The organism is Bartonella sp. B41, assembly GCF_053795765.1.
Genome location: NZ_CP200037.1, coordinates 470,883 through 486,516 on the forward strand (window position 1 = coordinate 470,883; position 15,634 = coordinate 486,516).

The window sequence follows — 15,634 nt, forward strand, 5'->3', positions numbered from 1 at the left end:
TGGAATTTTAAAATTGCTTATTTTACTTTTTATTTTGTACGCTCATCTATAGCAATATATTCACGTTTTGTATAACCTGTGTAAAGTTGTCGTGGTCGACCAATTTTTTGTGCAGAATCCTCAATCATTTCTTTCCATTGTGCAATCCATCCGATACTACGTGCTAATGCAAAGAGAACAGTAAACATTTCAACTGGAAAACCCAGAGCTTTCAATGTAATTCCAGAATAAAAATCAACATTAGGGTAAAGTTTTTTTTCAATAAAGTATTCATCATTTAGAGCAATTTTTTCAAGCTCTACAGCAATGTCAAGAAGTGGATCATCTTGAACATTTAGTTCTTTTAAAACTTCATGGCACGTTTGTTGCATGATTTTTGCCCGTGGATCATAATTTTTATAGACTCGATGACCAAATCCCATAAGACGAAAAGGATCATTTTTATCTTTTGCACGTGCAATGAATTCAGGAATTTTTTCAACAGAACCTATGTTTTGTAACATTTTAAGACATGCTTCATTAGCTCCACCGTGAGCTGGTCCCCAAAGGCATGCTACACCTGCGGCAATACATGCAAATGGATTAGCACCAGATGATCCTGCAAGACGTACAGTAGACGTCGAAGCATTTTGTTCATGGTCGGCATGAAGAATAAATATTCGATCCATAGCTCGAGCAAGAACTGGACTTATTTTGTATTCTTCGCAAGGAACAGAAAAGCACATGTGAAGAAAATTCTCAGCGTAACTGAGATTGTTACGCGGATAAACAAATGGTTGTCCAATACTATGTTTATAAGCCATAGCAGCAAGGGTCGGAACTTTTGAAATGAGACGAATAGAAGCGATCATTCTCTGTTTTTGATCTGTGATGTCAATCGAATCATGGTAAAATGCAGACATGGCTCCAAGACATGCAACCATAACAGCCATAGGATGGAAGTCGCGATGAAATCCATTAAAGAAGCGTGCAAATTGCTCATTTACCATCATGTGTTGAATAATACGATAATCAAAATCAGCTTTTTCTTGCTTTGTTGGCAGTTCACCATAAAGCAAAAGGTAGCAACTTTCTAAAAAATCTCCCTTTTCAGCCAATTGGTCAATAGGATAACCACGATAAAGTAATACTCCTTTATCACCATCAATATAAGTTATTTTTGATTCACAAGAAGCGGTAGAGGTAAAACCTGGATCGTAAGTAAAAGCACCTATTTCTTTGTAGAGAGAAGCAATTTCAATCACATTAGGGCCAATAGTGCTTTCACGAATTGGTAATTCTATTTTTTTATCGTTCACAGTAATATGTGCTTTATTGACAGACATTAAATATTCCTTTCAGATCCTTTATCCCTAAAACAAGTACTGCTATCTCAGATAGGAATATGGAGAATTGAATTTTCCTCTACCTATACTGGTGTAGATTTACTCTAAAAGTTAGATCATGCAATCTAAAAACATTTTTTTGCAGTTTTACAAAATTAGGCACACCGATAATATGTTATATCAACATACGATTGTATTTAGTTGATCATGAATGCGGCTAAGAGATTCGTTTCGGCCCAATAATACGAGAACATCAAAAAGTCCTGGTGATGTTGTACGTCCTGTAAGAGCCACACGAAGCGGTTGGGCAACAGTTCCAAATTTAAATTTTTTTGTTTCTGCATAATATCGAAGAGTCTCATCTAGAGTTTTTATATCCCAATCATGGCATGCTTTTAAAGCGAAATAAATACCTTCTAGGATGGTTCTTCCACTTTTATCTAAAAGTGTTCTTGCTTTTTCATCAAGAATCAATGGCCGTTGATTCAAAATAAAAGAGGCATTATCAATGAGTTCACATAGTGTTTTTGAACGTTCTTTTAAATGTGGTATAGCTGATAAAAATTGAGAACGGCGTTTCTCATCCAAATTTTTAAGCATTTCCAATCCATTATCAATTTCTGGCAAAATATTAAGAGCAGCATCAAAAAGGTATTTATCACTACTTGCTCGCATATAATGCCCGTTTATAGAATCTAATTTTTTTAGATCAAAACGAGCGGCACCTTTGTTAATATCATCAATATCAAACCAAGAAATCATATCTTCAATCGAAATCAATTCATAATCACCATGACTCCACCCTAAACGAACGAGGTAATTTCGCAAAGCGGCGGGGAGATATCCCATTGTTCTATAGGCATCGATTCCCAGTGCACCATGGCGTTTTGATAATTTTGCTCCGTTTTCACCATGAATGAGTGGAATATGCGCCATGATTGGAACTTCCCATCCCATAGCATTAAAAATGACTGTTTGGCGAGCTGCATTTGTAAGATGATCATCACCACGTATAATATGCGTTATGCCCATATCATGATCGTCAACAACAACAGAATGCATGTAGGTTGGAGATTCATCGGAACGCAAAATAATAAAATCGTCTAAATCTTTATTTGGGAAGCGGATATCACCTTGAACGCGGTCATGCAAAACTGTTTCTCCATCTTGCGGTGCTTTGATGCGAATGACAGGTTTGATTCCCCGAGGAGCTTTAGAAATATCACGATCACGCCAGCGTCCATCATAACGTGGTGGACGACCTTCTGCGCGGGCAGTCTTACGCATTTCAGCCAATTCTTCATGTGAGGCATAGCAGTAATAGGCCTTGCCATCTTTTACCAATTTTTTGGCAATTTGACGATGACGTTCCGCTCGTTTAAATTGAGAAATAGGATCACCATCATAATCAATCCCCATCCAGTGTAAACCATCTATGATTGCTTTTACGGCTTTTTCTGTTGAGCGTTGTCGATCCGTGTCTTCAATACGCAGAAGCATTTTGCCACCAGTATGCTTTGCATAAAGCCAGTTAAAGAGAGCAGTTCGGGCACCTCCAATATGAAGGAAACCTGTAGGTGAAGGGGCGAAACGGGTAATAACAGACACGGATATTTTCCTCTGGATTAGGATATTAGTATTTGTAGAACTTTATAAAAGTGTCATGTTAGCATAGGTAATAAGCTATGCAACAGATGCACTACAAGTAAAGTGGGGAGAAAATGTCAAATCAGAGCAAAGTTTGTGAAAATCTATCACAAAAAAAAATTCCAAAAAGAAAAAAAATAAATTTTATCTGGTATAGTCCTTTCTATATCTTTGAGTATACAAAAAATACATGTGGTAATGAACTAAAAAGAAATTCATTCACGCTTTTTGAAAAAATAAGATTTTTTTTCTGTAAATGGTTTGTGGATTGCGTAAACAAAGAGATTGTTTCTGGTCTTTTCTTTTCATTGATTTTAGTATTTTTTTCAGTAGGCATTATCTTTTATTTCCGTTTAAGTCGAGAACCAAGCTATGAACAATTTATCATATTGATTGGCATATTTATCGGATTATCGTACGTTTTGCGCTTTTATTGGAGAATATGGCTTATAACAGGATTTTTGTTTTGTATTATCTTAGGCGCTTTAGTTGCAAAAATAGAAACATGGCGTATGTCTACGCCAATGCTGAGCGGTGAGATTATTACAACATTAACAGGAAGAATCGCTTCTATCGATTCAATGCCAAGAGGAAAAGGATATCGTTTAAACGTAGATGTTTTGAGTACAAAGAATCCGGTATTAAATCATGAGCCTAAACGGGTTCGTTTAATAGCAAGGTTTTTACCACCTAAATTAGTTGTTGGTGATGGATTATTGGGAAAAGTCAAAATTCGCGCATTATCTGGGTCAGTATATCCTGGAGGTTATGATTTTAGTTTTCATAGTTATTTTAAAGGGATTGGTGCCCAAGGGATTTATTTAGGAAATCCAATTAAGATATCAGTTCCGCAATCCAATACCATCTTAGATACAATTTTACAAAAAATTGAAAATTTACGAATGAAAATGACCAAAAGGATTGAGATGGCGATTGGCGGTGAAAAGGGGAGTGTTGCATCTGCTCTCATAACAGGACAACGGGGGAGTATTACAAACGATACAAATGAAGCGCTACGCGTAGCTGGATTATCACACATTTTATCAATATCAGGTTTGCATATGGCGCTATTGAGCAGTATGATCCTCTTTAGTATTCGGGGAATTCTAGCTTTTTTTCCATTTTTTTCATCGTATTATTCTGCTAAAAAAATTGCTGCCATTGCTGCATTAATGACCACCTTTTTTTACTTGATATTGTCTGGAGCAGCCGTGTCAGCTAGAAGAAGTTTCGTGATGATTGCTGTTATGTTGATTGCTGTATTATGCAATCGCTCTGCTTTAACAATGCGTAATTTCGCGATTGCAGGTCTAATAACTTTAACTGTTTCCCCGCACGAAATATTAGGTCCTAGTTTCCAAATGTCCTTCTCTGCAACCGCAGCATTGATTGCTTTTTTTGATTGGTGGAAAAGAATCTTATCTTTTCGACGTCAAAAAACAACGCCATCTTATGTTTGTGGCAAGGTAATTCAATTTATTTTTTTATCAGTTAGCTCAACATGCATATCTTCTTTTGTTGCAGGTGCTGCTAGTGGGATTTATGCTGCTTATCATTTTTCTAATATTGCACTTCTTGGCACTATAAGTAATGCTCTTGCTTTACCCATTATATCTCTTCTTATCGTACCATTTGGATTAACAGCAGCGTTTGTAATGCTTGTAGATCTTGAATGGTTTCCTTTACAAATTATGGGCTTTGGTATTGATCTTGTGATAAAAATATCTCATGCTGTAAAAGCTATTTCTCCTATTTTAAACTTTGGGTTTATACCACCATCTGCATTAATTTTATTTAGTATAGGTTTGGTTGGTCTGACTTTTTTTAAAACACCTATTAGATTCTTTTTTAGTTTCTTTATTTTTATTAGTTTTTGTATTTGCATGATGTACTCATCTGTACAATTAATTATAGCAAATGATATGAATTTTGTGGGTGTAGTAAATAAAAAAAAATTATATACTGATCGTTATCGTATCCCTAAGTTTACGAAGTCCATATTGGAAAAATCATTTCGTGTAGATGAGACAATCAAGCCAACAAAATATGGTCCTTCATTGCGTGAGCAATTCATTTGTGATAATCATGCTTGTACATCCACATTAGAAAACGGCTTAAAAGTGGTTGTTTTATATAAAGAGATGGATCAATGTGTAGAAGCAGATATAATGATTAAGGCATTTATAACAAGCAATCAAACATGTCAAAAGAATCCAAAAATAACATTTACACTTCAACAATTGTTATCCAGAGGAAGTGTTATGATGACTAAAAGTGGGGATATCATTTGGTCTTCTGCGGGATTTTATAGACCGTGGAATATGCACAAGAGGTATTCACGAAAATTGCACAGCTTGCTACGTTCTTCATACAATTTAAATGCATAAATACAAATAAAATAAGGGACACAAATATATTTTATTTCATTATGCTGTGATATCTTATTTTACCACGCTGTGGGCAATTAACTTTATTTAGACATGACAAACTGTTAATTACTTTATTATCATTATATGTCTCTGTTGCAATCAGCACTTTTCAGTCAGAAAGTAGAGAGAAGACCTATAACAAATTGAAGTAATAGAAAATTTGTATTGGGTATTGCTGATTTGTAAAAGGATAAGGTGTTAATGAACGTTCAAGAATTAAAAAAAATAGCGGCTACTCAGGCGCTTGAGTATGTTCAAGACAATATGCGTCTTGGCATAGGAACTGGTTCTACAGTTAATGAATTCATCCAGCTTCTTGGCAAGCGTGTTGCGGATGGTCTTCATGTGACATGTGTCACTACTTCGAGGCATTCTGAGCATTTATGTCAGAGATTTAAAGTTCCTGTCACTACTTTAGAGCAAGTACCTGAACTTGATCTTGATATTGATGGAGCAGATGAAATCAGTCCAGATATGACTCTCATTAAGGGAGGAGGAGGAGCATTGTTGCATGAAAAAATTGTAGCAGCAGCATCTCGTACTATGGTTGTAATAGCGGATGAAACGAAAATAGTAAAAACGCTTGGCGCTTCAGCACTGCCAATTGAAATTAATCCATTTGGTGTACGTGCTACGCGTAAGGCTATCGAAAAGGTAGCTAATGATTTAGGACTTTCTGGAGAAGTTATCTTACGAATGAATGGAGAAAATCCTTTTGAAACAGACGGTGGTCATTTCATTCTTGATGCATTTTGGGGATGTATTTTGCAACCAAAATCGTTATCAGATGCACTTTACACAATTCCTGGTGTTGTTGAACATGGGCTTTTTTTAGGATTAGCTTCGCGTGCCATTGTAGCAATGGCAGATGGCCAAATAAAAATTTTATAGCTATCTAATTTAAAAAAGACAGTCTACATACCCATGGTCTTACATAGCAAAGTTAATAGTTTTGTACAGCAAATTTGCATGATAAAAGGGGGAATTAAAAAGTTTAAATAGAACAACAAATTTGAATCGCAACTAACTATCAGGATAATTATTAAATGGAAAAAATATTCTCTCTTCAGCGTTGTACAGCATGGCTTAGCATAATTTTCGTCTTGATTATGAACATTGGAATAATTAACGCACAAGGCGTGGGTGATAAGCATTTAACTTCAGCTAAAAAATCTATCAAGGCTCTTCGTGCAACTGACCAATTTGATAATTTTTTACCGACTGCAGCACGTGATCTCAAAAATGAATTGACGGGGGATGATCCAAATTTGGCATCTGCTATTTCTGAAATTGTCGATAAGCAAGCACTTGCTTTAGCTAAACGGCGTTCAGATTTAGAAAAAGAAATTGCTCATGTGTACGCAAAATATTTTACTCGGGAGGAGCTTGATGCAATTGCAGCATTTTATAGCTCTGATACTGGTAAAAAATTTTTGACAGAAGCTCCAAATATTGCGCGTGACTCTTATTCTATATTTGAGACATGGCGTTCTTCTATTATGCAGGATTTGGTAAAAAACGTGAAAAATGATATGTCTGAAACGCTTCGTTTGGGTAAATCTTCTTCTCCTTCGGAATCTAGTTCCTTAGGAAAATTAAAATAGTCTTTTTGTTATCATCATAGTGCTAATGACTCATTTCTTCTTTAAGACGGCGGGTTTCCCTCCGTTTTGAAGAAGGTTGTAGCTTTTAACATTACCGTTTTTATATAAAGTATTATACTTGTGTATTTAGAGATTTCTATTTGTTAATGAGTGTGGCAGTTTATTACTACAGATGTTGTATAAAAAGGAATAATTTGTGGGATCTTTTGACTTTGATTTATTTGTTATTGGGGGTGGTTCTGGCGGAGTGCGTGCTGCGCGTCTTGCTGGGGGGCTTGGTAAGCGCGTTGCTATAGCGGAAGAGTATCGAATAGGAGGAACTTGTGTTATTCGTGGTTGCGTTCCAAAAAAGCTCTATGTTTATGCATCACAATATTCTCAAGAGTTTATGAAGAGTACTGGTTTTGGGTGGGAACATACGACTCCAATTTTTCATTGGGAAAAATTAGTTAGAGCTAAAAATAAAGAAATATCAAGATTAGAGGAGTTGTATCGTGAAGGGTTAAAAAATAATAATGTTCACATCTACGAAAGTCGCGCCGTGTTTGTAGATGATCACACACTAGAGCTTGTTGCGACGGGTGAAAGAGTAACGGCTGAAAAAATTTTAATCGCGACTGGCGCAAAGACTGCACCAAATACCACTATCAAAGGTGGTGATTTATGCCTTACTTCGAGTGAAGCATTCGATCTTAAAAAATTACCAAAATCAATAATAATTATTGGTGGTGGATATATTGGTGTTGAATTTGCTAATATTTTTCATGAATTAGGTGTAAAAACAACTTTACTCCACAGAGGAGATTTGATTCTTCGTGGCTTTGATTATGATTTGCGACAGTTGCTTAGTAATTCAATGATTGAAAAGGGAATTTCTATTATTTATGGAGTAACAGCTTCTCAGATTAAAGTCGCCGGTGATGGTTATAATGTTATCTTATCTAGCGGAAATATTATTAATACTGATCAGATTATGTCTGCGGTTGGACGTGTACCAAATACAATTGGTTTAGGACTTAAACGTGCAGGAGTTGAGTTGAATGAATTTGGTGCGGTTGTTGTTGATGAAAGACTAACAACAAATGTACCTCATATTTGGGCTGTTGGTGACGTAACAGGCCATATACAATTAACACCTGTTGCTATCCATGATGCAATATGCTTTGTTAAAACCGCATTTGAGAATATCTCCAGTGTGCCTGATTATAATTTAATTTCAACGGCGGTTTTTTCACAACCAGAGATTGGAACGGTTGGTTTTTCAGAAGAAGAAGCAGCACGTCGTTATAAATATCTTGAAATTTATCGCACTGTTTTTCGGCCTATGCGTAATGTTTTATCTGGTAGTTCAGAGAAGATGTTTATGAAATTGGTTGTAAATGGTGAAAGTCGTATTGTTGTTGGTGCTCATATATTAGGAGAAGGTGCTGGTGAGATGGCTCAGCTTATTGGAATATCGCTTAAAGGAAAATTAAGAAAGGATGTATTCGATGAAACTATGGCGGTACATCCAACTATGGCTGAAGAATTGGTAACTATGTATCAGCCAAGTTATACATACAAAAACGGAGAAAAAGTAGAAAATTGAACAGTAAGTTTTGTAGTAAATAAAAACGCTCTTTGTGGTACATAATTATCAAACAGAGTTCTGGAGAAAATATAATGATAAAAAAATGGGCACCTGACTCTTGGAGAGCAAAGCTAATTAGGCAAGTTCCAGTTTATCCAGACAAATTTTCGTTAGAGAATGTTGAACGGAAGTTATGTGGTTATCCTCCTTTAGTTTTTGCTGGTGAAGCTCGTGATTTAAAAAATGAATTGGCGGCAGTTGCAGAGGGGCAGGCTTTTTTATTGCAGGGTGGAGATTGTGCAGAAAGTTTTGCAGAACATGAAGCTGATAATATTCGCGATTTTTTTCGTGTGTTTTTGCAAATGGCTATAGTTTTAACTTTTGGAAGTTTTAAGCCTGTTGTTAAAGTTGGTCGTATTGCTGGTCAATTTGCGAAGCCACGTTCTTCTGACATAGAAAGTAAGGAAGGAATTGAGCTTCCTGCTTATCGGGGAGATATTATTAATGGGATCGAATTTAGTAAAGATTCCCGTACTCCTGATCCACAACGAATGTCTATGGCTTACCGTCAATCAGCAGCAACACTCAATCTGTTGCGTGCTTTTTCACAGGGTGGGTATGCTAACTTAGAAAACGTTTATACATGGATGTTAAGCTTTGTTTCGAATAGTCCTCAAGGTGAACGTTATAAGTTGCTAGCAGAACGTATTTCTGAAGCAATTAATTTTATGCGTTCCATAGGAATTACGTCAAAAACAAACTTTTCTTTACGCGAAACGTCTTTTTATACGAGTCATGAAGCACTTTTGCTTTGTTATGAAGAGGCTTTGACACGAATTGATTCGACCTCTGGAGATTGGTATGCAACATCTGGTCATATGTTATGGATTGGTGATCGTACGCGTCAAATTGATCATGCACATGTTGAATATTGTCGTGGTATTAAAAATCCTATTGGATTGAAGTGTGGTCCTTCTATGGAACCTGATGATCTTTTGCGTTTGATTAGTGTTTTAAATCCAGAAAATGAGTCAGGTCGATTAACTCTTATAGTGCGTTTTGGCTACGATAGGATTGAAAATTATCTTCCAAAATTAATTCGTTCAGTTAAAAAAGAGGATCATAAAGTTATATGGTCATGCGATCCTATGCATGGCAATACGGTTACTGTAAATGGATATAAAACTCGTCCTTTTAATTATATTTTAAAGGAGGTGGAGAAGTTTTTTTCAATACATCATGAGGAGGGAACTTATCCAGGTGGTATTCATATTGAGATGACTGGTCGTAATGTAACTGAGTGTACAGGTGGTGCTCGCGATATTTCTGCAGAAAATTTGTCTGATCGTTATCATACACACTGTGATCCAAGGTTAAATGCAGATCAAGCGTTAGAGTTGGCTTTTCTTGTGGCAGAACTTCTTAAAAAAAATCGCGCTATCAGCCCGTTATCTGCTGTCGTAAATGGTTAAACAGAAGATTATAATAAGCATCTATGTTATTTTAGTATTCATGAGAAAATAGATTAAAAAAAAATTTTTTGATACTAGAAACAAAGCTATGGTTGTTAGATTTGTGTGAGATGATAAAAGAGCTTATGAAAAACGATTTTCGGGTAGCAATTGCTCAGTTAAATCCTGTTGTTGGTGATATTGAAGGAAATTTTTCTCTTGCAGAAATGGCATATCATCAAGCTAAAACAGAAGGGGCTGATCTTGTTTTATTTACGGAGCTTTTCATAAGTGCTTATCCACCAGAAGATCTTGTTCTTAAACCTGTTTTTACAAAAGAGTGTAGAAAGGCTGTTGAAAAATTAGCACAGGTAACAAAAGGAGGTATCGGAATTATAATTGGTGTTCCTTTAAGGTGTGGTGATAGTATCTATAATGGTGCCGTACTTCTTGATAAAGGACAGATAGTTGCTGAGATTTTAAAATTTGATTTGCCAAATTATGCTGAATTTGATGAAAAACGCGTATTTTCTCTTGGTTCGCATCCTGAAATTGTTGTTTATCATGGAATAAAATTAGGAATATTGATTTGCGAAGATATTTGGAATGATTTTTCTATTTGTACGGAACTTGGGAATAAAGGGGCAGAGATTATTCTTGTTCTTAATGGATCTCCTTATAATCGTGGTAAAACACAAGAACGTATTAAAATTGTTCGTGCACAAGCTATCCAGTCTGGCATACCAATTGTTTATGCCAATCAAGTTGGTGGGCAGGATGAGCTAGTTTTTGACGGGGGATCCTTTGCATCAGATGAACGAGGTAAAGTAGTGTGTCAAATGAAACATTTTGAGAGCCATATTGCTTTAATCGGTTGGCAACGACAATATATTGGGTGGGAGTGCATTTCTGGCCCTAAAGAAAATCTTTTTAGTGGTTTAGCAGCCGATTATCAGGCTTGTGTTTTAGGTTTAGGAGATTACGTTAATAAAAATTGTTTTAAGGATGTAGTTATTGGTCTTTCTGGGGGAATTGATTCAGCGCTTTGTGCTGCAATAGCAGTAGATGCTCTTGGTTCTAAGAGGGTGCGTACTGTAATGATGCCTTATCATTATACTTCGCAAGAATCACTGCGGGATGCTGAGGATTGTGCCAATTTTTTAGGATGCCATTATGAAGTAATACCGATTGTGCAAATCGTTGAGGCTTTTTTGAATACAGTATCTCCTTTTTTCATAGGGTTGTTATCTGATGTTACAGAAGAAAATCTCCAAAGTCGTATACGGGGTACTATTTTGATGGCTCTCTCAAATAAGTTTGGTTCAATGGTTGTAACAACAGGGAATAAGTCAGAAATGGCAGTAGGATATGCGACACTTTATGGTGATATGAACGGAGGATTTAATCCTATTAAAGATATTTATAAAATGCAGGTTTATGCATTGGCAGAGTGGCGAAATAAGCATTATTTACAAAACTTTTTGGGTCCAAAAGGAGAGGTAATACCACTTAATATTATAAAGAAAGCGCCTTCCGCAGAACTTCGGAAAAATCAAAAAGATGAAGATTTTCTTCCTCCTTACCCTATTTTAGATGATATCTTGCAATCTCTTGTAGAACATGACATGAGCATTGGCGACATTGTTAAACGTGGGCATTTAAGAGAGACGGTTGAGAAAATTGAACATCTCCTTTATTCAGCTGAATACAAAAGGCGGCAATCTGCACCTGGTGTTAAAATCAGTTCCAAAAATTTTGGTCGTAGCCGTCGTTATCCAATAGTCAATCGTTTCCGTGATAAGAGTTGAGCGTTATTAAATGATAAAAGTTCGTTTTGCCCCATCACCAACAGGCCACATTCATATTGGGAATGCTCGTATGGCATTGTTTAACTGGCTTTATGCGCAGGCGAACAATGGATCATTTATTTTGCGTTACGATGATACCGATCTTGAGCGTTCTAAACAAGAATATGTTGACGGCATTATGGTTGATCTTGCATGGCTCGGTATAAAGCCAGATGAAATTTATTATCAGTCTAAGCGAGTAAATCGATATAATGAAATTGCAGAAACTTTAAAACAGAGTGGTTTGCTTTATCCTTGCTATGAAACGGCAGAGGAATTGGAGCTACGTCGTAAAATCCAACTTTTGCGCAAACGACCTCCGATTTATGGCCGTGAAGCGTTAAAATTGACACAAGAGGATAGGTCAGCCTTAGAATCTCAAGGGCGTAAACCTCATTGGCGTTTTCTTCTTCCTAATTTTGAAGCCAATCCATTCCAGTCAAAGAGAACAGAAATTTATTGGAATGATGTTGTAAAGGGAAAGCAGACAATTGATTTATCTTCCCTTTCAGATCCCGTTTTAATTCGTGAAGATGGGAGCTATCTTTACACATTGCCTTCTGTGACTGATGATATAGACATGGCTATTACACACATTATTCGTGGGGATGATCATATCACTAATACAGGTGTACAGATTGCTCTTTTTGAAGCTCTTCATACAAAACCGCCGATGTTTGCTCATGTTAATTTATTAGCAATGGCTTCAGGAAAAGGGTTTTCAAAACGAAATGATGATCTGTCCGTTCGTTCATTACGTGAAGAGGGAATTGAATCTATAGCTGTTCAATGTCTTTCTGTTTTGATTGGAACTTCAAAAAATGTGCAGCCTTATCCCAATCAGGCAACTCTTTTAGAGCATTTTAGTCTTCAAGATACATCAAAATCGATTGCAAAATTTGATATCACGGATTTGCTTTCTTTAAACAGCCATCTTGTTCATGAATTAACTTATGAAAAAGTTAAAACTCGGTTGAAAAATCTTTCTATTGATGGTGAAGAAGCAGAATATTTTTGGAATGTGATAAGAGGTAACATTGACAAAGTAAATGATGCTGTTTTGTGGTGGAAAATTATTCATGATGATCATAGTGTTTACACAATTGCACTTGAAGATCGTGCATTCGTGCGTCAATCTGTCGATTTATTGCCTAAAGGTGTGTTGAATGATGAAAGCTGGAAAGTGTGGACAACAGCATTAAAAGAAAAAACAGGTCGTAAGGGAAAAGCCTTGTTTATGCCATTGCGTAAAGCTCTTACGGGAATGGATTCTGGCCCAGAAATGGGGCAGTTTTTACAACTTTTGGGACGTGAAAAAATAATACAAAGATTAAGTAGTCAAGTAGAGGAAAAATTATAAAGTTTACTCGCCTTTTATGTGCACTAGAAAAGCAAAGCTTCAGTTTAAGTGCGGATTTTTATAAGCATAAAAGCTGGAATATCATCTCCAAATCCAAGAGAGGTATTGTTTTTATTTTTACAATGATAGCGTTGTTCCGATGAGTTTTCCTTATTAGTTTTATTACAATCTTCTTTTTTGTCTTTAGAGGAATTTTTGGCTTGTCTAGTATGTTTTTTGGGAATATCTTTCTTCAGTGACTTTGTCTTAAAAACGACACTATTCTCCTGATCATCAGGTATTAAAGTAGATAAATCTCCATTAAGCCACTCAATTTTTTTATTACTTATTTCTTCAATAGCACTAACATATTTTTGATCCTCTTTTGCAACAATCGTAAAAGCTTTTCCACTGCGGTTTGCACGTCCTGTACGACCAATCCTGTGAATGTAATCTTCAGCATTCATAGGAACGTCATAATTGAATACATGACTCACTGCTGGAATATCCAGACCACGTGCAGCAACATCAGAAGCAACAAGAAGCTTAAATTTATTATTTTTAAAATCGGAAAGCGTGTTCGTTCGCGAGTATTGATCCATATCTCCATGAAGCGCTCCAACGCTAAAGCTGTGTTTGACAAGGGATCTAAAAAGTTCAGAGATGTCTTTCTTCCTATTACAGAAAATAATAGCGTTTTTCAATTCGTTACCTTCATTATGAATGAGATCCCGCAAAACAGCTCTTTTATTCCATGCTTTACTTCCAGATTTAACAAGCCATTGTGTAACCGTTGTGGCCGTTGAAGATGCTTTTGTAATTTCTATCGATACAGGAGAATGTAAAAATTGTTTTGTTAATTTTGCAATTTCTGGCGCCATTGTTGCCGAAAAAAATAAGGTCTGACGAGTAAAGGGAGTCAATTTACAGATTCGTTCAATATCAGGAATAAAACCCATATCCAACATGCGATCAGCTTCATCAATAACAAGGATTTCAACACCCATTAGGAGTAATTTACCACGTTCAAAGTGATCAAGAAGACGTCCTGGTGTTGCTATGAGAACATCAGCGCCCCGTTCAAGTTTACGATCTTGGCGTTCAAAAGAAACACCACCAATCAAAAGTGCAACATTTAAACGATGGTTTATCCCATACCTATCAAAATTTTCTTCAACTTGAGCTGCAAGTTCTCGTGTTGGTTCTAATATAAGAGTGCGAGGCATCCGTGCTCTTGCACGACCTTTTTCAAGCAATGTGAGCATAGGTAAAACAAAAGAAGCAGTTTTACCAGTCCCTGTTTGGGCGATTCCTAAAACATCTTTTTTTTGCAGTACATGGGGAATTGTTCCACTTTGAATAGGTGTTGGAGTTGTATACCCCACGGATTTTACTGCTTCAATAACCTTTACAGAAAGACCTAAGTCATCAAAACTGTTTGAAGGTGATACCATTTTCTTATCAATTATTCTGCTTTAAACCTAGTTATTTTAGTGAAACTAACCATTTCACATTATTAGGAATGGTTAAGACGCATTTACAAAAAAGTCAACTATAGTGACTGTATCTGCATAGTAAACATACTATAATTAATAGCGAAATTGTTCCGACAAAATTCTTTCATCCCATGAATGATTAGAATCGAAAAGAATAGAAGCTGTTACTTCAGTTGCGGATGAAATGGTAACTGAATGCACGGATTTTACTTCTACATTATCTGCTGCGGCATTTACAGGGCGTTTATCGGGTTCAAGCATATCAAAACGCACTGTTGCAGTATTTGGAAGCAATGCTCCGTGCCAGCGTCGAGGGCGAAAGGGACTAACAGGTGTAAGTGCCATAAGAGGAGCCATAAGGGGTAAAATAGGACCTTGAGCTGATAAATTATATGCTGTAGATCCTGCAGGTGTTGAAATGAGAATACCATCACAGCTTAATTCTTCCATGCGTATCTTATTATCAACACTGATTTGAATTTTAGCCGCTTGATAAGATTGGCGAAATAGAGATACTTCATTGATTGCTAGCGCTTCAATATACCCTTGAGATTGAGATTCTGCAATCATGCGTAAGGGATGTATTTGTTCTTTATGTGCTGCAGCAACGCGATTAGGTAGTTCCTTCTTATGGAATTCATTCATAAGAAATCCCACAGAACCTTGATTCATACCATAAATAGGCTTTCCTGTGCTCATAACATCGCGCACTGTTTGCAACATTGTTCCATCTCCGCCAATTGCAACAACAACATCAGCTTCTTCAAGAGAAGAATGACCATAAATGGAAATTAACTCCTTGGTAGCGTTTATAGATTCTTTTGTCTCGGCAGAAATAAAATGAAAGCGGTTTGGCAATGTGATCATTAAAAACTATTCCGATATCTCCAATTTGATTTTGTAGCTTATTTTAAAAAGATTTCGAA

At 36.3% G+C, this 15,634-nt stretch carries 11 protein-coding genes; 7 read left to right on the top strand and 4 right to left on the bottom strand.

What is annotated here, in order from left to right:
- Window positions 1-29: 29 nt before the first annotated feature.
- Together gltA and gltX (V4P54_RS01925) are read right to left on the bottom strand one after the other, a co-directional pair.
- Entirely contained in the window at window positions 30-1,325 is a 1,296-nt protein-coding gene (gltA, locus tag V4P54_RS01920; RefSeq protein ID WP_455477468.1) for a citrate synthase, read from the bottom strand.
- Between the two features lie 180 nt (window positions 1,326-1,505).
- The gene (gene gltX, locus V4P54_RS01925; RefSeq protein ID WP_455477469.1) at window positions 1,506-2,933 is read right to left on the bottom strand and encodes a glutamate--tRNA ligase; all 1,428 of its coding nucleotides are present in this window, start codon (window positions 2,931-2,933) and stop codon (window positions 1,506-1,508) included.
- A gap of 113 nt (window positions 2,934-3,046) precedes the next feature.
- Between gltX (V4P54_RS01925) and V4P54_RS01930 the strand changes: the two genes are divergently transcribed.
- From V4P54_RS01930 to gltX (V4P54_RS01960), 7 genes are all read left to right on the top strand, one after another.
- Entirely contained in the window at window positions 3,047-5,359 is a 2,313-nt protein-coding gene (locus V4P54_RS01930) for a ComEC/Rec2 family competence protein (protein WP_455477470.1), read from the top strand.
- Window positions 5,360-5,602: 243 nt separating this feature from the next.
- On the top strand, window positions 5,603-6,292 hold the full coding sequence (rpiA, locus tag V4P54_RS01935; protein ID WP_455477471.1) for a ribose-5-phosphate isomerase RpiA: 690 nt from the start codon (window positions 5,603-5,605) through the stop codon (window positions 6,290-6,292).
- 155 nt (window positions 6,293-6,447) lie between these two features.
- Window positions 6,448-7,005 carry a DUF2059 domain-containing protein gene (locus tag V4P54_RS01940; protein ID WP_455477472.1) on the top strand — a complete coding sequence of 186 codons (558 nt, stop codon included), beginning with the start codon at window positions 6,448-6,450 and terminating at the stop codon, window positions 7,003-7,005.
- A gap of 196 nt (window positions 7,006-7,201) precedes the next feature.
- A complete protein-coding gene (gene gorA, locus V4P54_RS01945) occupies window positions 7,202-8,593 on the top strand; it encodes a glutathione-disulfide reductase (RefSeq protein WP_455477473.1) in 1,392 nt (463 codons plus the stop codon).
- A 74-nt stretch (window positions 8,594-8,667) separates the two neighbouring features.
- A complete protein-coding gene (locus V4P54_RS01950) occupies window positions 8,668-10,047 on the top strand; it encodes a class II 3-deoxy-7-phosphoheptulonate synthase (RefSeq protein ID WP_455477474.1) in 1,380 nt (459 codons plus the stop codon).
- Window positions 10,048-10,172: 125 nt separating this feature from the next.
- Window positions 10,173-11,834, top strand: coding sequence for an NAD+ synthase (locus V4P54_RS01955; RefSeq protein ID WP_455477475.1), 1,662 nt, complete (start codon window positions 10,173-10,175; stop codon window positions 11,832-11,834).
- 10 nt (window positions 11,835-11,844) lie between these two features.
- Window positions 11,845-13,233 (top strand): glutamate--tRNA ligase, encoded by a 1,389-nt coding sequence (gene gltX / locus V4P54_RS01960; protein WP_455477476.1) that lies wholly within the window; start codon window positions 11,845-11,847, stop codon window positions 13,231-13,233.
- A 44-nt stretch (window positions 13,234-13,277) separates the two neighbouring features.
- Here gltX (V4P54_RS01960) and V4P54_RS01965 read toward each other — a convergent pair whose 3' ends face one another.
- Together V4P54_RS01965 and V4P54_RS01970 are read right to left on the bottom strand one after the other, a co-directional pair.
- The gene (locus V4P54_RS01965; RefSeq protein ID WP_455477477.1) at window positions 13,278-14,666 is read right to left on the bottom strand and encodes a DEAD/DEAH box helicase; all 1,389 of its coding nucleotides are present in this window, start codon (window positions 14,664-14,666) and stop codon (window positions 13,278-13,280) included.
- 135 nt (window positions 14,667-14,801) lie between these two features.
- Window positions 14,802-15,575 (bottom strand): NAD kinase, encoded by a 774-nt coding sequence (locus tag V4P54_RS01970; RefSeq protein WP_455477478.1) that lies wholly within the window; start codon window positions 15,573-15,575, stop codon window positions 14,802-14,804.
- Between the last annotated feature and the right edge of the window lie 59 nt (window positions 15,576-15,634).